This window comes from Amycolatopsis rhabdoformis, from assembly GCF_035918295.1.
Lineage (GTDB): Bacteria > Actinomycetota > Actinomycetes > Mycobacteriales > Pseudonocardiaceae > Amycolatopsis > Amycolatopsis rhabdoformis.
This window is the reverse complement of record NZ_CP142149.1, coordinates 277,763-301,032: the sequence shown is the minus strand read 5'-3', so window position 1 is coordinate 301,032 and position 23,270 is coordinate 277,763. Positions and strand designations below refer to the sequence as shown.

The 23,270-nt window shown below is 71.4% G+C and carries 24 protein-coding genes; 5 read left to right on the top strand and 19 right to left on the bottom strand.

What is annotated here, in order from left to right:
- Positions 1 to 13: 13 nt before the first annotated feature.
- From VSH64_RS01380 to VSH64_RS01360, 5 genes are read right to left on the bottom strand one after another with little or no spacing between them, the layout of a single operon-like run.
- A complete protein-coding gene (locus VSH64_RS01380) occupies positions 14 to 523 on the bottom strand; it encodes a hypothetical protein (protein ID WP_326569737.1) in 510 nt (169 codons plus the stop codon).
- The gene (locus VSH64_RS01375) at positions 520 to 1,689 is read right to left on the bottom strand and encodes an ArsA family ATPase (protein ID WP_326569736.1); all 1,170 of its coding nucleotides are present in this window, start codon (positions 1,687 to 1,689) and stop codon (positions 520 to 522) included. Before VSH64_RS01375 ends, VSH64_RS01380 begins: the two co-directional genes overlap by 4 nt.
- A gap of 5 nt (positions 1,690 to 1,694) precedes the next feature.
- Entirely contained in the window at positions 1,695 to 2,132 is a 438-nt protein-coding gene (locus VSH64_RS01370; protein WP_326569735.1) for an SRPBCC family protein, read from the bottom strand.
- Positions 2,133 to 2,159: 27 nt separating this feature from the next.
- Positions 2,160 to 2,954 (bottom strand): metallophosphoesterase family protein, encoded by a 795-nt coding sequence (locus VSH64_RS01365; protein WP_326569734.1) that lies wholly within the window; start codon positions 2,952 to 2,954, stop codon positions 2,160 to 2,162.
- Positions 2,955 to 2,963: 9 nt separating this feature from the next.
- Complete coding sequence (locus tag VSH64_RS01360; protein WP_326569733.1) at positions 2,964 to 3,392, bottom strand: polyketide cyclase / dehydrase and lipid transport; 429 nt, start codon at positions 3,390 to 3,392, stop codon at positions 2,964 to 2,966.
- A 114-nt stretch (positions 3,393 to 3,506) separates the two neighbouring features.
- Here VSH64_RS01360 and VSH64_RS01355 point away from each other — a divergent pair, with 114 nt between their 5' ends.
- Positions 3,507 to 5,303 carry an AMP-dependent synthetase/ligase gene (locus VSH64_RS01355; RefSeq protein ID WP_326569732.1) on the top strand — a complete coding sequence of 599 codons (1,797 nt, stop codon included), beginning with the start codon at positions 3,507 to 3,509 and terminating at the stop codon, positions 5,301 to 5,303.
- A gap of 214 nt (positions 5,304 to 5,517) precedes the next feature.
- Here VSH64_RS01355 and VSH64_RS01350 read toward each other — a convergent pair whose 3' ends face one another.
- From VSH64_RS01350 to VSH64_RS01340, 3 genes are all read right to left on the bottom strand, one after another.
- On the bottom strand, positions 5,518 to 5,973 hold the full coding sequence (locus VSH64_RS01350) for a YbjQ family protein (protein ID WP_326569731.1): 456 nt from the start codon (positions 5,971 to 5,973) through the stop codon (positions 5,518 to 5,520).
- 52 nt (positions 5,974 to 6,025) lie between these two features.
- Positions 6,026 to 7,132, bottom strand: a complete 1,107-nt coding sequence (locus VSH64_RS01345) for an FAD-dependent monooxygenase (protein WP_326569730.1) — start codon at positions 7,130 to 7,132, stop codon at positions 6,026 to 6,028.
- Between the two features lie 110 nt (positions 7,133 to 7,242).
- Complete coding sequence (locus tag VSH64_RS01340) at positions 7,243 to 8,487, bottom strand: aminotransferase class I/II-fold pyridoxal phosphate-dependent enzyme (RefSeq protein WP_326569729.1); 1,245 nt, start codon at positions 8,485 to 8,487, stop codon at positions 7,243 to 7,245.
- A gap of 71 nt (positions 8,488 to 8,558) precedes the next feature.
- Between VSH64_RS01340 and VSH64_RS01335 the strand changes: the two genes are divergently transcribed.
- The 4 genes from VSH64_RS01335 to VSH64_RS01320 all read left to right on the top strand — a co-directional run bounded on the left by VSH64_RS01335 (position 8,559) and on the right by VSH64_RS01320 (position 12,682).
- Positions 8,559 to 9,041 (top strand): hypothetical protein, encoded by a 483-nt coding sequence (locus VSH64_RS01335; protein WP_326569728.1) that lies wholly within the window; start codon positions 8,559 to 8,561, stop codon positions 9,039 to 9,041.
- A 90-nt stretch (positions 9,042 to 9,131) separates the two neighbouring features.
- Positions 9,132 to 10,634 (top strand): AAA family ATPase, encoded by a 1,503-nt coding sequence (locus tag VSH64_RS01330; protein WP_326569727.1) that lies wholly within the window; start codon positions 9,132 to 9,134, stop codon positions 10,632 to 10,634.
- Between the two features lie 4 nt (positions 10,635 to 10,638).
- On the top strand, positions 10,639 to 11,484 hold the full coding sequence (locus VSH64_RS01325) for a DUF7192 family protein (protein WP_326569726.1): 846 nt from the start codon (positions 10,639 to 10,641) through the stop codon (positions 11,482 to 11,484).
- Between the two features lie 64 nt (positions 11,485 to 11,548).
- Positions 11,549 to 12,682 (top strand): GDSL-type esterase/lipase family protein, encoded by a 1,134-nt coding sequence (locus tag VSH64_RS01320; protein WP_326837868.1) that lies wholly within the window; start codon positions 11,549 to 11,551, stop codon positions 12,680 to 12,682.
- 52 nt (positions 12,683 to 12,734) lie between these two features.
- Here VSH64_RS01320 and VSH64_RS01315 read toward each other — a convergent pair whose 3' ends face one another.
- From VSH64_RS01315 to VSH64_RS01265, 11 genes are all read right to left on the bottom strand, one after another.
- A complete protein-coding gene (locus VSH64_RS01315) occupies positions 12,735 to 13,274 on the bottom strand; it encodes a COG4315 family predicted lipoprotein (protein WP_326569725.1) in 540 nt (179 codons plus the stop codon).
- Between the two features lie 245 nt (positions 13,275 to 13,519).
- Positions 13,520 to 14,020 (bottom strand): hypothetical protein, encoded by a 501-nt coding sequence (locus VSH64_RS01310; protein ID WP_326569724.1) that lies wholly within the window; start codon positions 14,018 to 14,020, stop codon positions 13,520 to 13,522.
- Complete coding sequence (locus tag VSH64_RS01305) at positions 14,017 to 14,508, bottom strand: hypothetical protein (RefSeq protein WP_326569723.1); 492 nt, start codon at positions 14,506 to 14,508, stop codon at positions 14,017 to 14,019. Before VSH64_RS01305 ends, VSH64_RS01310 begins: the two co-directional genes overlap by 4 nt.
- Entirely contained in the window at positions 14,508 to 15,746 is a 1,239-nt protein-coding gene (locus tag VSH64_RS01300) for an MCE family protein (protein WP_326569722.1), read from the bottom strand. Before VSH64_RS01300 ends, VSH64_RS01305 begins: the two co-directional genes overlap by 1 nt.
- Positions 15,743 to 16,924 (bottom strand): MCE family protein, encoded by a 1,182-nt coding sequence (locus VSH64_RS01295; protein WP_326569721.1) that lies wholly within the window; start codon positions 16,922 to 16,924, stop codon positions 15,743 to 15,745. The genes VSH64_RS01300 and VSH64_RS01295 overlap by 4 nt, the downstream gene beginning before the upstream one ends.
- Entirely contained in the window at positions 16,921 to 18,111 is a 1,191-nt protein-coding gene (locus VSH64_RS01290) for an MCE family protein (protein WP_326569720.1), read from the bottom strand. Before VSH64_RS01290 ends, VSH64_RS01295 begins: the two co-directional genes overlap by 4 nt.
- A complete protein-coding gene (locus VSH64_RS01285) occupies positions 18,108 to 19,139 on the bottom strand; it encodes an MlaD family protein (RefSeq protein WP_326569719.1) in 1,032 nt (343 codons plus the stop codon). The genes VSH64_RS01290 and VSH64_RS01285 overlap by 4 nt, the downstream gene beginning before the upstream one ends.
- Positions 19,136 to 20,173: an MlaD family protein gene (locus tag VSH64_RS01280; RefSeq protein WP_326569718.1), complete on the bottom strand. Its 1,038-nt coding sequence runs from the start codon at positions 20,171 to 20,173 to the stop codon at positions 19,136 to 19,138. The genes VSH64_RS01285 and VSH64_RS01280 overlap by 4 nt, the downstream gene beginning before the upstream one ends.
- Positions 20,170 to 21,555: an MCE family protein gene (locus VSH64_RS01275; protein ID WP_326569717.1), complete on the bottom strand. Its 1,386-nt coding sequence runs from the start codon at positions 21,553 to 21,555 to the stop codon at positions 20,170 to 20,172. Before VSH64_RS01275 ends, VSH64_RS01280 begins: the two co-directional genes overlap by 4 nt.
- Positions 21,552 to 22,412 carry an MlaE family ABC transporter permease gene (locus VSH64_RS01270; RefSeq protein WP_220238142.1) on the bottom strand — a complete coding sequence of 287 codons (861 nt, stop codon included), beginning with the start codon at positions 22,410 to 22,412 and terminating at the stop codon, positions 21,552 to 21,554. Before VSH64_RS01270 ends, VSH64_RS01275 begins: the two co-directional genes overlap by 4 nt.
- 1 nt (position 22,413) lies before the next feature.
- The gene (locus VSH64_RS01265) at positions 22,414 to 23,208 is read right to left on the bottom strand and encodes an MlaE family ABC transporter permease (protein ID WP_326569716.1); all 795 of its coding nucleotides are present in this window, start codon (positions 23,206 to 23,208) and stop codon (positions 22,414 to 22,416) included.
- Positions 23,209 to 23,270: the final 62 nt, after the last annotated feature.

The window sequence follows — 23,270 nt, the reverse complement described above, 5'->3', positions numbered from 1 at the left end:
CTATCGTCAGCACTCAGTTCTCCTGCTCCGGCCGCCAGTCTTCCCGCTTGCGGACGGCGATGTGCTGCACCCGGGTGGCGGCGGCTCCCGGGTCGTCCGCGGACGCGGTGGTGTTGGGCGCTGCGGTGGTGAATGCGCCGGCGTCCTGGGCGCGGGGCGCGGGCCGGAAGCCCGGCATGTGCACGCCCTCGTCGGGCTCCCAGCGGTCCGCGAGCACCGCCCGCAGCAACGCCACCAGCTGCGCCGCCTGCTCCAGCAGCCGGGCGGCGAACTCCGGCCGTTCACCTCGCACGACGGCGACGATCGCACACAACGGGCACCACCCGCACCCCGAGCCACCCGCGTCCCCGGCAGCCGCACCGGGCTCGGGCACCTCAGGGGTCTCGTCGCGGCCGTGCCCGGCGGCCACCAGGCCTTCCAGCCACGGCGCGGCCCGCTCCACCACCAGCTCCACCAGCAGGCGGATCTCCTCCGCCAGCCGCAGACCCTCGGCGGTGTGCCCCGGTTCGTCCTGCTCGCTCACGCGCGCCCCCGGTTCCCGGCCAGGCTGATGACCAGACCACTCGCGTCGGACTCCGCGCCGGTGATCCGGCACGCCCGCAGCGTCTCCGGCAGTGCGATCAGCCGGCGGAAGCCGTCGACGGTGATCGCGAGGTCGTCGTCGACGCGGGCGAGGTCCACGTCGGACTCCCGCTGCAGCGGCACCGCCACGCGCAGCCGGAAGCCCTCGGCCTCCGGCGTCACCTGCAGCAGCGGCGTCACCGACTTTCCGTTGCCGGACAAGGGATCCCGCGTGCCGTAGAGCTCACGGGCCAGCTCGGCGAGCGCCTCGGCGCCCACCGGCTCACTCGCCCGGTGTTCCACGCGCGCGAGCTCCGCCGGCCCGAAGCCGGCGGCCGCGAGCTCGCCGAGCACGGCGTCCTGCTGCGCGCGGCGCGTGCGCAGCCAGGTGGCCGCCGAACCGCGCCAGAACCCGGGCGCGGGCATCAGGCGGTTGGCGATCAGCCCGTCGACGGCGATGCCGCGCAGGGCCAGCGACGTGAGCGTGCGGCGGGCCTCGGCGACCACGACCCGCTCGGGCGTGAGCACCAGCCGGACCGTGGTCACGGCGGGATCGGTGAGCAGCTCGCGCAGTGAGTCCAGGTGCGCGCCCAGGCGCCGCACCGACCCGGCGACGCGGCCGCGCCGGCCGTGCGTCTTGTTCAGGTACCCCGCGACGGCCTCGGGCAGCGCCAGCAGCCGCAGCGTCTCGGCGGTCGGCCCGCAGTCGACCACCACGGTGTCCCACGGCCCGGCGCCGGCGAGGCGCTGCACCTCACCGAGGGCGAGCAGCTCGTCGACCCCCGGGAGCACGGTGAGCTCCTCGGCGTCGAGCGTGTCGAGACCGGCGCCGGCCAGCAGCGTGCGCAGCCGGCCGCGCAGCTCGGACCAGGTGCGGTCGACCAGCTCGCGCGAGTCGACCTGCGCGGCCCAGAGACCGGCCGGCGAGCCCGCGGGCAGCGGCGTGCGCACGTCCACTTCGGACGGTTCGGAGCCCAGCGCCGCGCCGAACGCGTCGCCGAGCGAGTGCGCCGGGTCGGTGGACACCACGAGGGTCTTCCTGCCGCGCCCGGCCAGCGCGGTGGCGGTGGCCGCGGCGAGCGTGGTCTTCCCGACACCCCCCTTGCCGGTGAACAGCAGGATCCGCATGTCGCCTAGCCTTCGGCCCTTCGCTTCAGCTCCTTGAGCGCGGTGTCCATCACCATCTTCTCGGCCTTGCGCCGCAGCAGGCCGATCATCGGCAGCGCCAGCTCGACCGAGAGCGTGTAGGTGACCTTCGTGCGCCCGTCGCGCAGCGCCTCGAGCGCGTAGCGGCCGTTCTGCGCCTTCTGCATCTGGCCCTTGACCAGGCGCCAGCTCACGCCGAGGCCGCCCGCGTCCCAGTCGTACTCGAGCGTGTAGACGTCCTTGATCGGCCCGGCGTCCAGGGTCAGCTTCACCTGCTTGGCCCGCCCGGCGTCGTCGGTGCCCAGCACCTCGACCTCCTGGACGGCCTTGGCCCACTCCGGGTACGCGGGGAAGTCGGCGATCACCGTCATCACCCGTTGGGGCTCGGCGTCGACCTCGATGGACTGCGTGGACTGCTCGGCCATGGGACGAAGCGTAGCCGGACTACGTCATCACCAGCGCAGCACGTAGGGCTGCCCGGTCTCCTTGAAGTGACCCACGTTACGGCACTCGGTGTGACCGAGCCGCCGCCGCGAGGCCAGCGGCTGGTGCACGTGGCCGAACACCGACCAGCGCGGCCGCTGCTCGCGGATGAGCTCCAGCAGCGCGCGCGAGCCCAGCTCGGCGCGCCGCGCGACCACGTCGTAGGTGAGCTCGGCGACGGCCGGCGGGATGTGCGTGCACAGCACGTCGACTTCCGACAACTTGGCCACGCCCTCGTCGAACTCTTCACGGGCCCGCAGGTAGGGCCGCCAGGCGGCGCCCTTGCGCGGGCGCGGCACCACCCCCTCGGGCAGCACGGCGCCGCCGACGAAGCCGAAGCGCAGGCCGCCGATGGTGGTGACCTCGCCGTCGAGCACCTGCACGCCGTCGCCCACGAACTCGGGCCACAGCGCCGGCGAGTCCACGTTGCCGGGAGTGGCGTAGGTCGGGGCGGTCATCGAGGCGAAGAGCGTGGCGTACTGCTCGCGCATGGCCTCGTCGACGGCCGAGGCCGGGTCGTCGAGCGTGGCCCACAGCGTGCGGGAATAGGCCACCGTCTCGTCGCGGGTGCCTTCGCGGCGCAGGCGCGCGAACTGCGCCACCTTCTCCGCGCCGAACAGGGCGCCCATGATGCCCTTGTCGTGCTCCCGGTAGTCGACGAAGTCCAGCAGGTCGCCGAGCACGATCAGCGCGTCGGCCCCTTCACCCGCCCGCTTCAGCGCGTCGGCGTTGCCGTGCACGTCCGAAACGACGTGAACCCGCACAAGACCCTCCTAGTTCTCGGTCCCGCTTTCGTGGACGCGGGGCGGGATCCCGGGCGCACGCCCGTCTTCGAGGACGTCTTTCAGCCCCAGTGCGAGGTGCTTCGCCGCGCGGGCCCGCCGGTCGAACTCCCGGCGCAGCTCACGCGGAGTCAGGGTCCGCGGCGCACCACCGGGGCCGGCGGGCGTCGCGCGCAGGAAGTAGTGCAGCACGGTGCCGTCGAGCACGGGTTCCAGCCAGACCTCCATCGTACCGACGAGAGCCCCGGTCACGGTCCAGCGCAAACCCTGGTCACCACGGTCGGTGTAAACCTGGAGGGACAGGTCCGGCCAGTACCGCCGCCACGCGGCCGGATCGGCGAACGCGGCGGCGACCGTGCTCGGGGGCACCACGATGAAGGTCTCGTCCACGAGATCGAGAGCGGGTGGTCCGGGGTTCACAGGCGCAGAATGTCACGACCTCGTCCGGCGGGGCGCCGCGGCGTGGTCTTAAGGTCTACGGCAAGCTAAGTTGACCGGCGGGTAACCCCGCACGCGTCGAACACGGAGGTCCACGTGCGCGAATACAGCGCCCCCGCCGGGAAGCCGGTGACCGACGACGAAAACCTGGCCGACGTCGTCTGGGCGAACGCCGAGCGGTTCTCCGACGTCGTGAGCTTCCGCCGCCAGGTCGACGGCACCTGGCTGGACGTGACGGCCAAGGACTTCGCCGACCAGGTCGCGGCCGTGGCCAAGGGTCTCATCGCCGCCGGCGTCGGCCACGGCGACCGGGTCGCGCTGATGTCGAAAACCCGCTACGAGTGGACCCTGATCGACTTCGCGATCTGGGCCGCGGGCGCGGTCACCGTGCCGATCTACGAAACGTCGTCACCCGAGCAGGTGCATTGGATCCTGTCGGACTCGGCCGCGAAGGCCGTGTTCGTGGAGACCGACACGCACCGCGGCTCGGTCGACGCGATCCGCGAGCGGCTCACCACGCTGCAGCACACGTGGCAGATCGAAGGCGCCTCCCCCGCGGTCGACGAGCTGACCGCGCTCGGCGCCGAGGTCTCCGACGAGGACCTGCACGCGCGCCGTCGCGAGGTCACCGCCGGTGAGCTGGCCACGATCGTCTACACCTCGGGCACCACCGGCCGACCCAAGGGCGTGGAGCTCACGCACCGCAACCTGCTGGCCGAGATCCGCGCCGACATCGAGGCGTTCCCCGAGCTGATGGAGCAGGGCAACTCGCTGCTGTGCTTCCTGCCGCTGGCGCACATCCTGGCGCGCGCGATCGCCGTGACCGCGCTGTCGGCCCGCGTCACGCTGGGCCACACGCCCGACGTGAAGAACCTCGTGGCCGACCTCGGCACCTTCCGCCCGACGTTCGTGGTCGCCGTGCCGCGGGTGTTCGAGAAGGTCTACAACTCGGCGAAGCAGAAGGCCCACAGCGAGGGCAAGGGCAAGATCTTCGACGCCGCCGAGGCCACCGCGGTCGAGTACAGCGAGGCGACCGACAAGGGCAGCGTCTCGTTCGGGCTGCGCGCCAAGCACCTGGTGTTCGACAAGCTCGTGTACAGCAAGCTCCGTGCGGCGCTGGGCGGCCGGTGCGTCGCCGCGGTGTCCGGCGGCGCGCCGCTCGGCTTCCGCCTGGCCCACTTCTTCCGCGGGATCGGCGTGCCGGTGTTCGAGGGCTACGGCCTCACCGAGACCTCGGCCGCGGCGGCCGTGAGCACTAAGACGGCCTTCCGCGTGGGCACCGTCGGCCGGCCCGTGGCGGGCACGTCGGCGCGCATCGCGGACGACGGCGAGATCCTGCTCAAGGGTGACGTCGTGTTCAGCGCCTACTACAACAACCCGCAGGCGACGGCCGAGTCCCTCACCGACGGCTGGTTCCACACCGGCGACCTGGGCGAGCTCGACAGCGAGGGCTTCCTCAAGATCACCGGCCGCAAGAAGGAGATCATCGTGACGGCGGGCGGCAAGAACGTCGCGCCGTCGGGTCTCGAGGACACGATGAAGGCCTCACCGCTGATCAGCCAGGCCATGGTGGTCGGCGACCAGCGGCCGTTCATCGCCGCGCTGGTGACCATCGACGAGGAGTTCTTCCCGTCCTGGAAGACCCAGCACGGCAAGCCCGCGCAGGCCACTGTGTCCGACCTGGCCGCCGACGCCGATCTGCTCAAGGAGATCCAGAGCGCGGTCGACGAGGCCAACAAGATGGTCTCCCACGCGGAGGCGATCAAGAAGTTCACCGTGCTGGCCAAGGACTTCACGGAGGCGAGCGGCGAGATCACGCCTTCGCTGAAGCTCAAGCGCAACGTCGTCAGCAAGAACTACGCCGCCGACATCGAGTCGCTCTACAAGCGCTAAGCAGACAAAACCGCCGTGGCGTTCGGGTCCCCCCTGCGCCACGGCGGTGTTTTCTGCCCCGCCTCCGGCGGGGCGTGCGAGATCGCCTTCAAGCCGGCTTCTCGGTTGCGCGCTCGGATCGGCCGGGGCCGATCGCACCGCACAACCGAGAAGCCGGCGCGATCTCGCGCTGTGGTTGCGTCAACGGTCATCAGTCGAGACCGGTCGCGGTGGTTCAGCCCTGCTGCGGGTAGCCCTGCTGCTGCTGTTGCTGCTGCTGGTACTGACCCTGCGGCTGAGCGTGCTGCTGCTGTTGCGGCTGCCCCTGCTGCGGAGCGCCTTCCGGGACGACGTACACGGCCGTGCCGTAGGCGGCGATCTCGCTGGCGGTCTGGGCGATCTCGTTGCAGTCGAAGCGCAGCGCGAGCACGGCGTTGGCCCCGTGCTGCATGGCTTCCTGCGAAAGGCGGCCCAGCGCCTCGTAGCGCGAGTCGGACAGCAGCTTCGACAGCCCCTTCAGCTCACCGCCCGCCATGGCTTTGAAGCCGGCGCCGAGGTTGGAGAACATGTTGCGGCTGCGGACGGTGAGGCCGAAGACCTCGCCGTACACGCGGACCACGCGGTAGCCGGGCAGATCGTTCATAGTGGACAGCATGATCGGGAACTGCATCGGAGGTGCGGGTTGAGTCATGCGCGGATCGTAGCCATCCGCGGCTGCGCCCACCGGCGTTTCCGCGTGTGATTCAGCCGGTGATTCGCGCGGTCCAGTCGATGTGGTGGTGGTACAGCCAGCCGCGCTCCTCGCCCACGTCCTGACCGGCGCTGGCCGCCACGAGTTTCTCCACCCGGGTGCGCCGCAAGTTCTCGTAGGCGGCGAACGCGGCGGGCGCGTCCGGCAGGTCCCGCAGGCACAGCGCGAGCACCACGCTGTCCTCCAGTGCCATCGACGCGCCCTGGCCCGCCGCCGGCGAAGCCGCGTGGGCCGCGTCGCCGACGAGCACCATCGAATCCGTGGACCACACGCGCGTGGTGGGCACGTCGTAGGAGTGACCGCCGAACACGTCGTCGCCGGTGGCGGCCACGATCTCGGCGCACGGCAGCGGGTCGCCGTCGAACGCGGCGTGGGCGAACTCGCGCCAGCCGGCCGGGGTCACGGCGCCGAGGTCCTCGCGGTCGCGTTCGCTGTCGGGGATGCGCGCGAACCAGAAGGTGGCGCCGTCGGGCGCGGTGGTGAAGCCGAACGCGGCACGGCTGCCGCGGATCATGCGGTAGACGCCGGGCGCGGCGGGCAGGCCCTCGGCGCGGGTGTAGCCGTAGACCACGGTCAGGCCGGTGAAACGCGGCCGCTCGGCGTCGGGATCGATGAGGGTGCGGACCTCGGAGCGCACGCCGTCGGCGCCCACGAGCACGTCACCGGTCGCGGTGGACCCGTCGGCGAAGGTGGCGACGACCCCCGATCCGCCGGTGTCCGCGGCGACCAGGCGGCGGCCGTGCTCGACGGCGATCCCGCGGCGCGCGGCTTCCCCCTGCAGGGCCCGGTAGAACGCGGCGCGGGTGAGGGTGCGCGGCCCGGCGAGCTCACCGGTGTCGAACTCGCGCGTGCCCACCGTGGTGCCGTCCGGCCCGACCAGCTCCACGCCGAGCGCGGCGAACGACGCGTCGATCACCGGGCCGTCGGCTTCGATCGCCTTCAGCGCGTCCATGCCGTTGTGCATCACCGTGAGAAACGCGCCGGCGTCCGCGCCTCCGTGCGGATAGGCCTCGAACACCACGGGCTCGTGGCCGGCGCGCTGCAGCGCCATCGCCGTGACCGTGCCCGCGACGCCACCGCCGGCGATGAGAACGCGCATCGAAATCCCCCCGAAAACGAGCCAGTGCCACCGCCGACCGTACCGGGCGGCGGTGGCACTGGGTGGTTCAGGAGAACCGGATCTTCAGCGACCCGGGCGTGTCAGGCGGGTCAGGCGTTCTGGGCGACCGCGAGGCGCACGCACACCACGAGCGCGCGCACGGCCTCCTCGACCTCGGCCAGGTCCGGGAAGGTCGGGGCGATGCGGATCGTCGCGTCCTTCGGGTCGTCGCCGTAGGGGTGCGTGGCCCCGGCCGGGGTCAGCGCGACGCCGGCCTCCTTGGCCAGGCGCACGACCTCCTTGGCGGTACCCTCGGGCACGGTCAGGGAGATGAAGTACCCGCCGGTCGGCCGGTTCCAGGTGGCCAGGCCCGAGTCGCCGAGCTCCTCGGTGAGGATGCGGTCGACCGCCGCGAACTTCGGCGCGATGATCTCCGCGTGCTTGCGCATGTGGGCGCGCACGCCGTCGGCGTCCTTGAGGAACATCGCGTGGCGCAGCTGGTTGACCTTGTCCGGGCCGATCGTGCGCTTGGCGAGCACGCCCGACCACCACGCGATGTTGGCGGCCGAGGAGCCGAAGAACCCGACGCCGGAGCCGGCGAGCGTGATCTTCGAGGTGGAGCCGAACACGAAGACGCGGTCGGCGTTGCCGGCCTCGGCGCACAGCGTGAGGAGGTCGGCGATCTCGGCCTCGGTCTCGGTGAGGTGGTGCACCGCGTACGCGTTGTCCCAGAAGATCCGGAAGTCCGGCGCGGCCGTGGGCATCGCGGCGAGGCGGCGGGCGACCTCGTCGGAGAAGGTGACGCCGGTCGGGTTCGAGTACTTGGGCACGCACCAGATGCCCTTGATGCCGGCGTCCTCGGCCGCGAGGCGCTCGACGACGTCCATGTCCGGGCCCTCGTCGGTCATCGGGACCTGGATCAGCTCGATGCCGAAGCGCTCGGCGAGCGCGAAGTGGCGGTCGTAGCCGGGCACCGGGCACAGCATCGCGACGCGCGGCTCGTCGGCCCAGCGGCGCTCGCCGCCCGGCAACGTGCTCAGCAGCGCCTGCACCACGGTGTCGTGCATCAGCTCGAGGCTCGAGTTGCCGGCGGCGAGCAGCTGGTCGACGGGGACCTGCAGCGCGTCGGCGAAGATCCGGCGCAGCTCGGTCAGGCCCTTGAGGCCGCCGTAGTTGCGGGTGTCGGTGCCGTCTTCGGCCTTGTACTCGCCGCGGGGCAGCGTGAGCAGGTCCGCGGAGAGGTCGAGCTGCCGGGGGGACGGCTTGCCGCGGGTGATGTCCAGGGAGAGGCCGCGCTCGACGAGCGCCGCGTAGTCGCGACGGGCGGTGTCGACGTCGACGGGAGCAGTGGTCATGGCCTCAACGCTAAACCGCGCGTCGATACCATTTCGGGTGACCCCCTGTCCAGGGTCTACGGTGGGGTCTCGTGCGTCTCGTGGTCCATGCCGATCAGCGTCAGTTCTCGTTGCGGGACACCACCGCCTGGGTCCCCGGCGACGGCGGGTGGTCCGACGAGGCGGTGTCCTCGCACCGGATCGCGGTCGAGCCGTCGTCACTCGCCGTGGCCACCGCGCGCTCCGATCTGGTCGAGGTGGACGTCGCCGTGCACGCGGGCGCACCCGCCCTCGACGCCGGTGCCGAGCACGCGGTGGAGGCCGACCTCGCGGTGCCGAGCGGGCAGCTCACGATCGCGGGCCCGGCCGACTACCCCGGCCAGGAACACGTGGTGGCGCTCACGCCTGGCACCTACCGCGTTCGCGTGTCCTATGTGGAGAGTGAGCCGCCGGCCACCACGTGGAACGAGCACGAGTTCGGCGAGCACTACCGCTACGCGGTGGACCTGTGGCCCTCGGCCGCCCCGGCGCCGGTCGCCGTGGTGCGCGCGGGTGCCGGCGTGTGGGACGGCTGAGCGGCCGGAAGCAACCGGCCGGGACCCCTCCCGCCCGATCCCTCCTACCGTTCTGCCGAAGCGGACCGGCGCAGGGAACGGGGCGAGGCAGTGCGGGACAGCCAGAAAGCCGAGATCGCGCAGATCTCCGAGGCGGTGGCGCGCTCGATGTTCACCCAGGCCGCGATGTACTGGGGCGTCGACCGCGAAGTGCACGCGCGGCTGCCCGAGACGATCCGCCGGCACGCGGAGGGCCTGCTGCCCCCGCTCGCGCGCGCCGCGGTGGCCGACGCGACGCCGGACCTCGCCCAGGCCCAGGCGTCCGTGGAGCTCGCGCTGCGCGACACGCTGCGGGCCTCGGCGGCCGAGGCCGTGGAGACCACGTCGGCGCGGCTGCTGCCCGAGCTGGCCGCACGCGCGGTGCGCGAAGCGACGCCGGACGTCGAGAGCGTGCGCGCGAAGCTCGTGTCCTCGGCCACGCCCGAGGTGGCCGAGGCCGTCCGTGAGCAGACCACGAAGACGGTGGCCGAGGCCGTGGCCCGGACCACCGACGAGCTGCGGGTGGCGCTGGCGGAGCAGCTCGAACGCGCGGTGCTGCCGGACCTGGCGCGCGCGGCCGTCGCGAAGGCGACCCCCGACCTGACCGAGGCCCGCGACCTCCTGGTGGCCGAAGCCACGAAGGCGCTGCCGGCCGCGATCGAGAAGGCCGTGGCCGAGGTCGCGCGGCAGGCGAAACCCGATCTGGTGGAGCGCGTGTCGGCCGTGGCGCTGGCCCGGGTGCGCTCGGCCGTGCAGGCCGCGGCGGAGAAGGAGCTCGCGCGGTATTCGCCGACCGTGGTGTCGGTGGTGCTCCCCTCGGGCAAGACCATCGAGCTGGCCGAGGACACCCACGCCGTGCTGCCGGAGGTGCTGGTGGCGCTGCACGCGCGGTGCCACGTGCTGCTGGTCGGCCCGGCCGGCACCGGCAAGTCGATGCTCGCCAAACACGCCGCGCAGGCGCTGGGGCTGCAGTTCCAGGCGCTGTCGCTGGGTCCGACCACCCCGATGAGCAAGGTCTTCGGCTACTACGACGCCAACGGCCAGTACCACGACACACCGTTTCGCCGCGCGTTCGAGCACGGCGGCGTGATGCTGCTCGACGAGCTCGACAACGGCCACCCCGGCCTGCTGGCCGAGCTCAACCAGGCGCTCGCGCTGGGCGTGTGCGCCTTCGCCGACCGCATGGTCACGGCGCACGCCGACTTCCGGCTCGTGGCCACCGGCAACACCTACGGCACCGGCGGCGACCGCCAGTACGTCGGCCGCCAGACGCTCGACTCGGCCACGCTCGACCGGTTCGTGGTCCTCGACGTGCCGATCGACGAGGGTCTGGAAGAACGCGTCGCGCTGCGCCACGCGCCTTCGCACGAGACCGAGGTGGAAGAACTCGTGGCGGCGATCCGCGAGCTCCGCGCGACCGCGGAGGCCAAGCAGCTGCCGGTGATCCTCTCGCCGCGCGCCAGCATCGACGGCGCGAAGCTGCTCGAAGCCGGCGCGACCGTGGAACAGGTCATGCAGTGGCGCGTGATCCGCGGGCTGTCCGAGGCCCACCGCGCGGCCCTCGGTCTGGACTGACGCCGTGCTGCCGGTGCACCTGCCGCCGATGCTGTCGTGGCACGAGTTCGTGGGCAAAGCCGCGCAACCGCCGACGATCACCCGCCCGGCGAGCCGCAAGAGCGGCACCGGGTGGCCGGGCGCGTCGTGGGAGGAGGCGCTGCGGCTCGCCGTCGACGGCTGGCCCGTCGCACTGGAGAACGCCGGCATCACCGTGGACGAGCTGCGGGCCGGGGCCGGCCTCGAACACCAGGTGACCGAGCTGGAGCCGGCGTGGGACGTCACCGGCAGCGAGGTCGACATCGGCGCCTACCTCTCCGGCGTGCCCGAGTGCATGGTCGACGCCGTGCCCCGCCCGGTCTCCCGGCGCGGCAAGGTCGTGACCTTCCTCATCCCGGCCGCGTACTCCAACCGGATCGGCCACGACGTGATCATCAACCGCGGTCTCGCACTCGTGACGCTGTGCGCCGCGATCATCGACGCCGGCCACAGCGTGGAGATCTGGTCGGGTTTCACCGGCACGCTCAAGACGCGGTTCGCGCAGCTGCGCACGAGCGCCGTCGCCCGCGTGATCTCCGCGGGCGAGCCGCTGGACATCGGCCGCCTGATCTTCGCCGTCGCCCACCCCGCCATGCTGCGCCGGCTGTGGTTCGGCGTCTGGGACGCCCAGCCGGAGGACGTCGCGAAAGCCGTGAAGGCCGACGCCTACACCACTCCGGTCGACTGCCGCGCCGACGACCTGCCCGCGGAAGTGACCGAGCCGTACGTGTTCCCGCACCTCACCGAGCAGGACCGCCAGTCGGACGACCTGCCGACCGCGCTGGGCTGGGCGAAGGGGCTGTTCGGCGAGCTGGGGCTGATCCGGCGCTGAGCCGCGCGGCCGGAGAAAACGCCGTGCGTTTCCCTCGCCCGGCGGCCAGACTGGGCCCGTGCACATGATCGACTTGCCCGGCACGATCCGCGGCGCCCTCGAGATCGAACGGACCGAGCGCGGGTTCGTGGCCCATCGATTGCCGGCCTGGGCGCGGGCGCGCGGCGACGCCCAGCTGGCCATGGTGGAGGCGCAGCCCTCGGGCGTGCGGCTGGTGTTCCGCACCGCGGCGACCGTGGTGGAGCTGGTGGCCCAGCGGACCAAGGTGTCCTACGTCGGCGCGGCGGCGCGGCCCGACGGCGTCTACGAGCTGTTCGTGGACGGCGAGCCCTTCGCCGCGGCGACGGTCGGCGGCGGCGACGAGCTGCGGGTCGACATGACGACCGGCGGCACCGAGCTGCGCCACGGAGAGCCGGGCACCGCGCGGTTCGCCGGCTTGCCCGCGCGGCCCAAGGACGTCGAGATCTGGTTGCCGCACAACGAACTCACCACGCTCGTCGAGCTGCGCGCCGACGCCCCGGCGAGCGCGGCGAACCCCGACGGCCGACGGAAGTGGCTGCACCACGGCAGCTCCATCAGCCAGGGTTCCAACGCAGCGAGCCCGGTCGGCACGTGGCCCGCGGTGGCCGCCCGGCACGCGGGGGTGGCGCTGACCAACCTCGGTTTCGGCGGCAGCATGCTGCTCGACCCGTTCACCGCGCAGGTCCTGCGCGACACCCCGGCCGACGTGGTGAGCGTGAAGATCGGCATCAACCTCGTGAACGCCGACCTCATGCGGGTGCGCGCCTTCGGCCCCGCCGTGCACGGCTTCCTCGACACGATCCGCGCCGGCCACCCGGACGCACCGCTGCTGGTCGTCTCGCCCCTGCTGTGCCCGATCCACGAGGACACCCCGGGCCCCGGCGCGCCCGTCTTCGAGGCCGACGGTGTGGTCCGCTTCCGCGCGACGGGCGAGCCGGGCCCGGGCAAGCTCACGCTGAAAGTGATCCGCGAGGAGCTGGGCAAGATCGTCGCGCAGCGGTCCGACGACCCGAACCTGCACCTGCTCGACGGCCTGTCGCTCTACGGCGAACAGGACTTCGCGGAGTTGCCCCTGCCCGACGCGCTGCACCCGGACGCCGAAACGCACCAGCGCGTCGGCGAACGCTTCGCGCGCTCGGTGTTCGGCGCGGGCGGGCCGTTCGCGGCAGCCGGGTAGCCGCCTGGCTCGGCCCGGCGCACGCCGGCCGAGCCAGGTCCTCGCTGAGCGATCAGTAGCCGGACACTCCACCGGCCGCGCCCGTGCTGCTCGGCGTGGTCGCCGGTGCGGCTCCGCCCGGGGTCACCACGACTGCGTGCCAGGTGCCCAGCACGCCGTCACCCTTCGTCTGCCCGGGGGCGGTGTCCTGGGCGTAGGTGTAGACCGGCTTGCCGTCGAAGGTCGCCTGCTCGATCCCGTCGGAGCGGGTGAACGCGGCGAGCTGCCCGGGCAGGCTCACGCCGGTCGCGGGCTGCGCCGGACCGGTGATCGGCGGCCAGAGGGTCTTGCACCCGCTGTCGGTGCACGCGGACATCCCGGGCTTGTCCTCGTCGAACGTGTAGAGCGTGAACCCCTTGGCGTTCGTGAGGACCGTCCCGAGCGAGGTGTTCGCCTCGCCCACGGTCGCGGGCGCGGCCGCCGAGGAGGCGGGTGCTTGAGCACCGGCCGGCGGGGGCGCCGAGGCGGCCATGCCGCCGCCTCCGCACGCGGCCAGCCCGGCCATCGCCGCGGCCGCGGTACCCGCGATCGCAAGAATCCTCAGGTTTTTCACGGTTTCCACCTTTCCTTCGCGACTCCCCCACCCTGAACCACGGAAGGCTCCGGTTCCGGGTTCGACCGGAACCCGTTGCAGCGGCACACATCACACCGCCCGGTCCACTATGGACACCTCAGAGGTGAATCGGGTCACTGCGGTGAACGACCCCCGCACGGCTTTCGTGTGGTGTATGCGGTGTGTGGTTGCCCGGCCGGGACATTCCCGGCGAACGCACCGAATTCACCCGCGAGGGAAAGGGCTTACAGCGGGTCGAGTCCGGTGATCTTCCACTGCCCGTCGAGGCGATGCGCCGTGACGGCCAGCTGCGCCACCGACGACTGCGGCGCGGCGCCACCGGGCAGGATCGTCTGCTGGTCGAGGAAGAGCAGCAACGACGCATCGTCGCCGTGCAGCGTGCGGACGCCCACTGAGCGGACCGTGGTGGTGCGGATCAGCTTGCCGTCCGTCGCGCGCTTGCTCGCCGGCGCGAACTGCGCCTGGTACTGGCCGACGGCCGCGCCGCTGAGCACCGCGGCGGCGGCGCGCGAGGTGCGGTCGAGGTTGGCGTAATCGTAGGAGAACAGGGCCTTCACGGCGGAGCTCACCTGGTCGCGCACCTCGGTGGTGGTGGCCTGGTCCACGAGGGCGTCGTCGGCGCGGGGGCGCAGGGCTGAGGCCTGCACGGCGAACCACACCGCGCACGCGAGCGCCACGACCGTGACCACGAGCGACCAGCGTTTCCCCAGCGACCAGCGCTTCACGAGCCCACCGCCTGCACGCCGCCGACCTTCCAGGTGTCGCCGTCGCGGGTGAAGTCCACGGTGAGCCGGGCCTGTTTCGGCACCGCGGCACCGCCGCCGGTGCTCACGCGGACGTCGAGCACGGCGATGACCCGGGCCGTGCCCGCGGCGGGGTCGAGGTCGGTCACGGCCGCCTGCACCAGCGACGCCGTGGAGATCGTTTTGGTGCTCGTGGCGCGGTCGAGCTGCAGCTGCCGGTCGCCGGCGAGGTCCTCCCCGTACTGGCCGGTGGTGGCGCCGATCCAGCGGTCCACGTCGGCGCCCCCGTGGTGGTAGTCGATCGTGTTGAGGGCGACCAGTTCCGCGCTCGCCGCGGCCAGCACGGCATCGCGGTCACGGCCGCGGGCCAAGGAGTCGTCGTGCGCCGCGTGCCACCACGACCAGCCGAACCACGCGGCCACGAGCACGGCCAGCACCGGCACGGCGAGCACGGCTCGCTGCGCTTTCATCACGACCCGCCCAGCAGCGCTCCGAGGCCGCCGGCCGGCGGGGTGAGCAGGCCGAGCAGGCCCGGCAGCCGGTTCGCGTCCGGCGTGGCCGAGGGCGCCGTTTCCTTCGGTGCGGCCGGGATCGCGGGCGGCTTGCCCGCGTACGGCGCGTTCTGCGCGCCACGCACGCCGGTGGCGCTGCCCGGCGGCTCGGCACAGTAGGCGTTCATGTTCACCGGCGCCTCGGTGGTGTCGTTGGCCGGGCGCTGGTTCGTGCCCTCGTAGCCCTTCGTGCACGAGGCCGGGTCGAAGAAGTTGAACACCACACCGAGGTGGCCGGTGCCGTCGGGCGAGGTCGACGGCGAGAACGCCGAGATCACCGGGTAGGCCACCAGCAGCTCCTCGATCGCGTCGGTGCGCGCCGAGGTGATCTGCGCCGTGGTGAGGGAGTTCGCGAAGATCACGCCGAGGTCGGTGCCCGAGGTCGCGAGCACGTCGCTGATCTGGCGGCTCAGCTGCGGCGCCTGGTCGATCACCGTGCGCAGATCCGGGTCCGACGACTTGAGCTGCGCCGCGATCGTCTTCAGCCCGCCCGCGAAGTCGGTGATGTTCCGCGACTGGCGTTCCTGCGTGGCGAACACCGTGCGCGAGTTGGCCAGCAGACCGCGGGTGTCCGGGATGTACTGCGCGGCCTCGGCCGTGAGCGAACCCGTGCTGTCGAGCAGCTTCTGCAGCTGCGGCCCGGAACCGGCGAACGCGTCGTAGGTCTCGTCGACCACGGTCTTGAGCGAGTCCGGGTGCACGCTGGCCACCAGATCGTCCAGGTGCGACAGCACCGAATCCGGCGACGCGGGCAGCGAGGTGCGGTCCTGCGTGATCACCGAACCGTCGTGCAGGTACGGCCCGGTCTCGCGATCGGGCAGCAGGTCCACGAACTGCTCCCCCACCGCCGAGCGGTTCGCCACCTGCGCGTGCAGGTCGGCCGGGATGTCCGGGCCGCCGGAGTCGAGGTCGAGGTGCGCGTCGAGGCCGTGATCGGTGAGCGTGAGGCTCGACACCCGCCCCACCGTGACCCCGCGATAAGCGACCTCGGAGTTCACGAAGATGCCGCCGGAATCGGCCAGCTGCAGCGTGACCTGGTAGCCGCGCGCGCCGAACAGCCGGTCGAGGCCCGCGTACTTGCCGCCGGCGTAGACCACCGACACCACGGCGATCACCACGAACGCGATGAGCTGGATCCGGGTCTTGCGCGAGGTCATCCCGCACCTCCGCCGAGCAGGCCGCCCAGCAGCCCGCCGAGGAGCCCACCGGGACCGGCCTGGTTCTTCGCCGGCGGCGTGGTGGTCGGCAACGGCAGCGGCAACGCGGGTGTGCCGGAACCGGCACCTTGCTGCGCGGTCGTGAGCCCCGGGATCTGGATCGGCGGCTGCGACGAGTTCGTGAAGTTCCGCACCAGCTTGTCGAGATCCAGGTTCACGGTGGCGTCGACGTTCGCGTAGTCGCCCTTGATCGTGTTGCCCGCGTAGTCCGGGAACGGGTAGGTGAGCAGGATCTGCAGCGCGTTCGGCAGGTCCTGGCCGGCTTGGCCGAGCTCGTGCAACGTCGGCTGCAGCGCCTTGAGGTTCGCCACGAGCTGGTCGCGGCTGCGGTTCACCGTGTCCACCGCGACACCCGACAGCTTGTTCAGCGCGTTGAGCATCCCCACGAGCTGGTCGCGCTGGTCGGCCACGATCTTCAGGCCCGGCGCCAGGTTGTCCAGCGCCGTCTTGATGTTCTGCTGCTGCCCGGCGAGCGTGTGCGAGAGCTGGTCGAGGCCGTCGATCGCCCGCAGGATCTCGCCCTTGTGGCCGTCGAGCTGGGTCGCGAGATCGTCCACCCGGGACAGCAGCGCGCGCATCTCGGGTTCGTTGCCCGACAGCGCGTCGTTGAGCTCGTGGCTGATGTCCTGCAGCTGGCCGAGGCCGCCGCCGTTGAGCAGCAGCGAAAGCGCGCCGAGCACCTCTTCGACCTCGGGGTTGCGGTTGGTGCGCCCGAGCGGGATCTGCGCGCCGTCGGCGAGGTGGCCCGCGGGCTTCTCGGCCGACGGCTGCGCCAGCTCCACGAACTTCTCCCCGAGCAGGCTCGACTGCCGCAGCTCGGCGCGCGCGTTGGCCGGCAGCTGCACGTCGCCGTTCACGGTCATGGCGACCAGGGCCGAGCGCGTGTCGGGCGTGAGGGTGATCCGGTCGACGCGCCCCACGGCCACGTCGTTCACCTTCACACTCGCCTGCGGCACGAGGTCGAGCACGTCGGTGAACAGCGCCGTGACGTGGTACGGGTGGTCACCGAGGTCGGGACCGCCCGGCAGCGGTGTCGAATACAGGCCGTTGAAGCCGCCGTCACTGCACCCGGCGAGCACGAGCACGCCGGCGAGCACCCCGGCGAGGCGCCGCTTCACTTCGCACCGCCTTGCGTGAGCACGTCCACCAGCGGCAGCGGCAGCGGCGGCAGCTGGCCGTTTTGCAGCGAGTTGAGCACTTGCGGCACGGTCGGCAGCTTCAGCGTGCCGTCGAGCACCGGCGCGAGCTGCTTGCAGATGTCGGTGAGCGTGGTCGGCACGCCCTTCGGCGTGCCCGCGGCGAGGATGCGGCAGACGGTGAGGATCGGTGGGTTGGTGATCTCGTTGAGGTTGTCGCGCACGGCGATGGTGCCCGAGGCCGCGTCGTAGGAGTTGATGAAGTTCGTGGCGCCGGTCGGGGCGATGTCGAGCACCTCGGCGAGCGCCGCGCGCTGGTCCACGAGCACCCCGGTGAGCGAGGCCAGCTTGTCCACATTGGACTCGAGGTCGGTTTTGTTGTCCGCCACGAACTGCTTCACCGCACCGAGTGAGGACGCGAGCGACTTCAACGCCGCTCCGACATCGGCCGAATCGTCGGCGAGGAACCCGCTGACGTCGGCGACCCGGGCGTAGAACTCGTTCAGTTGGCTGTCACTCCGAGCGAGCGCGCCGGTGAACGAGTTGAGGTTCTGCACGGTCGCGAACAGGTCGTCCTTCGAATCGTCGAGCGTGCCGGCGAGGTCGGCGAGCCGGCCGACGGTCGAGTTGAGGTCGGTGCCGTTGCCCTTGAGGTTCTGCGCCGCCGTGTCGAGCACGTCGGACAGGGCGCCGTTCTTGTTGGCACCGTTGGGGCCGAGCGCGATGGAGAGCTTGTCGAGGCTCGCGTAGAGGTCATCGAGCTCAACGGGGGTGGCCGTTTTGTCGCGCGCGAGGACGGTGCCGCTCGCGAGCGTCGGACCGCTGTCGTACGCGGGGGTCAGCTGCACGTACCGGTCGCTGACGAGGCTCGGCGCGACCACGACCGCGCCGACGTTCACCGGGATCGGCACGTCGTCGTTCACCCGCATGTCGACGCGGACGGCCTGCCCGTCGGGGGTCACCGCGGTGACCTCACCGACTGGAACCCCGAGCACCCGCACGGACGAACCCGCGTAGAGCCCGACGGTTTTGCCGAAATACGCGGACACCGTCGTCCCCGAGCTGCTGCGGAAAACCAGCCACAGTCCGGCCGTGAGCAACAACGCCAGCACACACGCGAAGCCCAACCAGGTCACCAGGCTTCGCTGCGCCTTGGTCTCGATGGTCACCGTCCACCCACCCCCTGGTTCGGCGCGGCGATCGGCGGCGTGCAGCCCTCCGGGTTGATCGACAGCCCACCGGCCGTGATCGTCGGCGGCAGCAGCCCGCACAGGTACCCCTCGAACCACCGCCCGTTGCCGGTCGCGTTGGCACCGACGCGCGCGAACGGCGCCATCAGCGCCAGGCCGCGGTCGAGGTTGCTCTGGTTGCGCTGCAACACATCCGTCACCTTCCCGAGCGCCTGCAGCGTCGGCTTCAGCTGCGCGCGGTTGTCGGCGACGAGCCCGGACAGCTGCTGCGAGATCTGCTGCGTGCCCTTCAGCAGCGCGGAAATCTGATCGCGCCGGTTCTGCAGCTCGGTCAGCAGCAGGTCGCCGTCGCTGATCACCTGCTGCAGCTGGGTGTCGCGGTCCGAGAGCGTTTTCGAGATCGCGCTCGTGTTGGCCAGGAGCGTGTGCAGATCGGCGTCGCGTGAGGACACCGTTTTCGACAGCGCCGACAGGCCCGAGAGCGTGTCCTTGAGGTACTGCGGGCTGTCCTTGAGCGAATCCGACAGCGCGGTGAAGCTGTCCGCGAGCTGCTTCGTGTCGATGTCGCCGACGGTCGTGGACAGCTGGTCGAACGCGTCCTGCAGCTGGAACGGGGTGCGCGTGCGCTGGAGCGGGATCGTGTCGCCGGGGCTCTGCGTGCCGTCGCCCAACGGGACGAGCGCGAGGTACTTCTCCCCCAGCAGCGTCTTGATCTCGATCGACGCGGTCGACGCGTCGCCCACACGCACGCCCTTCACGCGGAACTTCACCAGCACCTGCTTGTGCGCCAGCTCGACCGCGGTCACCTGCCCCACCTTCACGCCGGCGACTTCCACCTCGTTGTCCGGCGCGAGCCCGGCGGCTTCGCCGAAGTACGCCGAATACGTGGTGCCGTTGCCGAACATCGGGATGCTGTCGGAGAAGTAGGCCACGGCGGTCACGAGCAGGATCAGCACGAGCGTCACCCCGCCGACCGCCGCTTGATTGCGTTCCTTCAGGCGCTTCACGGGCCACACCTCGCAGCCCGCTGCGTCGCCGGCAACGGCACGATCGGCAGCGTGACGTCGAGGGACGAAATGCCGACGGTGCCTTCGATCCCGCACAGGTAGTAGTTGAACCAGCTGCCGTAGCTCAGCGTGCGCGTGAACTTCTCCAGGTTGCCGGGCAGCACCTGCAGCAGGTGGTCGAGCAGCTGGTCGGAGTCGCCGAGGTTCTTCGACAGCGTGCCGAGCGCGGCGACGTCGTCCTTCACCGCCGGGCGGGCGTCGGCCAGCAGGCCGGACGTGGCGTCGGTCAGCTCGCCCAGCGCGCCCACGGCGTCGCCGATCGGCTTGCGCTGCTCGGCGAGGCCGCTCACGAGCCGCTGCGTCTGGTCGATCAGGTCACCGAGCTGCGGGCCCCGCGCGTTCACGGTGCCGAGCACCTGGTTGAGGTTGTCGATGACCTGCCCGATCACCCGGTCCTTGCCTGCGATCGACGTGGTGATCGACGCCGTGTGCGCGAGCAGGCTCGTGATCGTGCCGCCCTCACCCTGGAAGACCTGGATGATCTCGGCCGAGAGCTGGTTGACCTCCTTCGGGTCCAGCGCCTGGAACAGCGGCTTGAACCCGTTGAACAGCACGGTGAGGTTGAGCGCCGGTTTGGTGCGCTCGGGCGGGATCGTGGCGCCGTCGGCCAGCACGCCGCCGCCGGTCACGTCGGTGCCGAGCGAGAGGTAGCGCTGGCCGACGAGGTTGCGGTACTTGATCGTGGCGGTGGTGAGCGCGGGCAGCCGGTAGGTGTCGTCCACGGCGAACCGCACGTCGGCGAGGTTCTGGTCGCCTTGTTCCACCGTGATCGCGTCCACCTGGCCCACTTTGACCCCGGAGATGCGCACGTCGTCGCCGGGCTGCAGGCCCGACGCGTCGGTGAACTTCGCCGCGAACCCGGAGGTGGTGCCGAAGTTCGTGTTCGCGATGGTGGCGGCGAGCACGCCGGTGAGCAGCACGGTGACCGCGGCGAACACGAGGATCTTCACCAGCGCGGGAACGAAGGACCTCACTTGAGCTCCACCTCCGCCCCGCGGTAGAGCGGTCCCACGAGCAGGCCCGCCCAGCCCGGCACCTGGTCCGGGGTGGTGCCCATCGCGGGCGAGACGAGCAGGTCGATCAGCTGCTGCTCGTCGGTCGAGCCGATCACCGAAGGCGCGCCGCCCGACTCGCCACCACCGCCGGCCGGACCGCGGCCGGCCACGGTGTTCGACGTGATGGCGCCCGAGGTGATCTCACCCGGCAGCGACTCGGCCGGGCTGTTCGGCGGCGGGGGCTTGGTCGAGCCGTCCTTCACCGCGCCGTCGGGCGGGTACTGCGGCCAGTAGCCGGGTTTCGGCACCTGCGGATAACAGCGTGGGCCGCGCTTGTCGTCGTACTTCGGCTCGTCGACCCCCGGCAGGTACTTGCCGCGGCTGGCGCCGAACTCGATCGTCACGCGGCTCACCTCGGGGTGGGCGGTGCCCTTGCCGAACGCCAGCTCGGCCTCCGGCACCGAGGCGGCGAGTTGCTTGAGCAGGCAGGGGTACTCGGGCGCGTACTTCGCGAGCACGTCGAGCGTCGGCTGCACGGCCGTGGTGAGCCGGATGAGGTTGTCCTTGTTCACGTCGAGGAAACTCATGAGGTCCGCGGACGCCGCCGACACCGAGGAGTACACATCGGACAGTCCCTGGCGCTTCGCCACGATGGTCTCGCTCGTGGTGGTGAGGTCGGCCAGCGCGTCGAGCAGGTCGGGCGCGGCCTTGTCGTAGGTGGCGGACACGTCGGCCAGCCCGGTGATGTCGGCCTTGAGGTCCGGCAGCGAAGGGTTGAGCCGGCCGAGGTAGTCCGAGAGGTTCACCAGCGTCTGGCCGAGCTGTTTGCCGCGGCCGTCGAGCGCGCTCGACACGGCGCTGAGCGTGCTGGCGAGTTTCTCCGGCTGCACGGCTTGCAGCAGCGGCATCACGTCGTCGAGCACCTGTTCCAGCTCGATCGCCGTGCTGCTGCGGTCCTGCGGGATCACGTCGCCGGCTTCGATGTGCGCGGAGGGCTTTTCCGGCAGCTGCAACGCGACGTAGCGCTCACCGAAGAGCGTTTTGGGCAGCAGGCGCGCCGAGACGTTGCTCGGGATCTCGTCGATCTTGTCCGGCTGCAGCGCGAGCTCGAGCTCCGCGTGGTCGCCTTTCGCCGTGACCGAGCGGATCTCGCCCACGAGCAGGCCGCGCACCTTCACGTCACCGCCCGTGCGCAGCTGGCTGCCGACGTGGTCGGTTTCGAGCTTCACCAGCGTGACGGGCGTGAAGACCTTGTTGTAGATGGCGATCGTGGTGGTGAAGAACAGCGCCGCGACCACGAGGAAGACCAGCCCCAGCACCTGGTACCGGAGCCGCTTCAGCGTTTCGCGCCGCGTGCTCATCCGGAGATCCGCACGGTGGTGTTGGCGCCCCAGATCGCGAGGCTGAGGAAGAAGTCGAGCACCGAGATCAGCACGATCGACGTGCGCACCGCGCGGCCCACCGCCACGCCGACGCCGGCCGGACCGCCGTCGGCGGTGTAGCCGTAGTAGCAATGCGACAGGATCACGATCACGCTGAACACGATCACCTTCGCGAACGACCACAACACGTCTTCAGGGGGCAAGAACAGCGTGAAGTAGTGGTCGTAGGTGCCGGCCGACTGGCCGTAGAGCCAGATCGTGATCTGCCGCGACGCGAGGTAGGACGACAGCAGGCCGATCGCGTAGAGCGGGATCACCGCGGTCACGCCGGCCAGCACCCGCGTGGTCACGAGGTAGGGCATGCTCGGCACGGCCATCACCTCGAGCGCGTCGATCTCCTCGGAGATCCGCATCGCGCCGAGCTGCGCGGTGAAGCCGCAGCCGACCGTGGCCGAGAGCGCGAGCCCGGCCGAGAGCGGCGCGACCTCGCGGGTGTTGAAGTAGGCCGAGATGAAGCCGGTGAGCGCGGCGGTGCCGAGCTGGTTGAGCGCCGAGTAGCCCTGCAGGCCCACGATGAGCCCGGTGAACAGCGTCATGCCGATCATCACGCCGAGCGTGCCGCCGATCACCGCGAGCCCGCCGGTACCGAAGCAGACCTCGGTGAGCAGGCGGCGGGTCTCGTGGCCGTACCGGCGGATCGTGCGCGGCGACCACGCGAGCGCGCGGCCGTAGAACGACAGCTGGCGCCCGAGCCCTTCCAGGCTCGCGCCCGGGCGCGCGATGATTTCGAGCGTCCGGTCGGACAGCGCGGGGGCCTCGATCGGTTCGGCGGTCACGTCACAGCGCCTTCGGCGGCACGATCTTGAGGTAGATCGCGGTGAGCACCACGTTGATGAGGAACAGCAGCAGGAACGTGATCACCACGGCCTGGTTCACCGCGTCGCCCACGCCCTTCGGCCCGCCCGCCGGGTTCAGGCCGCGGAAGGCCGCGACCACGCCGGCGACGAAGCCGTAGAGGAACGCCTTGATCTCGCTGATCCACAGGTCCGGCACCTGGGCCAGGGCGTTGAAGCTCGCCAGGTACGCACCCGGGGTGCCGCCCTGCAGCACCACGTTGAAGAAGTAGCCGCCGAGCACGCCGACCACGCTGACCAGGCCGTTGAGCAGCACCGACACCACGATCGCGGCCAGCACGCGCGGCACCACGATGCGCTGGATGGGGTTCACGCCGAGCACTTCCATGGCGTCGATCTCTTCGCGGATCTTGCGCGCGCCGATGTCCGCGCAGACCGCGCTGCCGCCGGCGCCGGCCACGAGCAGCGCGGTGATCAGCGGGGCGGCCTGCTGCACGATGGCGAGCGCGCTCGCGGCCCCGGTGAACGACTGCGCGCCGATCTGCGTGGTCAGCGAGCCCAGCTGGAGCGCGATCACGGCCCCGAACGGGATGGCGACCAGGGCCGTCGGCAGGATCGTGACACTCGCGAAGAACCAGCACTGCTGGATCCATTCACGGAACTGGAACGGACGCCGGAAGATCGCCCGCGACACCTCCCAGGACAGCGTGGCGAGCCGGCCGACCTGGGTCAGCGCCGCGGTGCCCGGGAGGGTGATCGAGCCGCCTTCGCTCACCACACCTCCCAGTAGTCACCCCCGAGTCTTGTCCATACCTCCCGCCCGAGTTCCGTTAGCGGTGT

Bases quoted from the DNA above. Each gene is read 5' to 3' on its own strand.
- VSH64_RS01375 (WP_326569736.1), bottom strand. From the start codon at position 1,689: ATGCGGATCCTGCTGTTCACCGGCAAGGGGGGTGTCGGGAAGACCACG.
- VSH64_RS01370 (WP_326569735.1), bottom strand. From the start codon at position 2,132: ATGGCCGAGCAGTCCACGCAGTCCATCGAGGTCGACGCCGAGCCCCAA.
- VSH64_RS01350 (WP_326569731.1), bottom strand. From the start codon at position 5,973: ATGACTCAACCCGCACCTCCGATGCAGTTCCCGATCATGCTGTCCACT.
- VSH64_RS01345 (WP_326569730.1), bottom strand. From the start codon at position 7,132: ATGCGCGTTCTCATCGCCGGCGGTGGCGTCGCGGGCACGGTCACGGCG.
- VSH64_RS01340 (WP_326569729.1), bottom strand. From the start codon at position 8,487: ATGACCACTGCTCCCGTCGACGTCGACACCGCCCGTCGCGACTACGCG.
- VSH64_RS01320 (WP_326837868.1), top strand. From the start codon at position 11,549: ATGATCGACTTGCCCGGCACGATCCGCGGCGCCCTCGAGATCGAACGG.
- VSH64_RS01305 (WP_326569723.1), bottom strand. From the start codon at position 14,508: ATGAAAGCGCAGCGAGCCGTGCTCGCCGTGCCGGTGCTGGCCGTGCTC.
- VSH64_RS01300 (WP_326569722.1), bottom strand. From the start codon at position 15,746: ATGACCTCGCGCAAGACCCGGATCCAGCTCATCGCGTTCGTGGTGATC.
- VSH64_RS01275 (WP_326569717.1), bottom strand. From the start codon at position 21,555: ATGAGCACGCGGCGCGAAACGCTGAAGCGGCTCCGGTACCAGGTGCTG.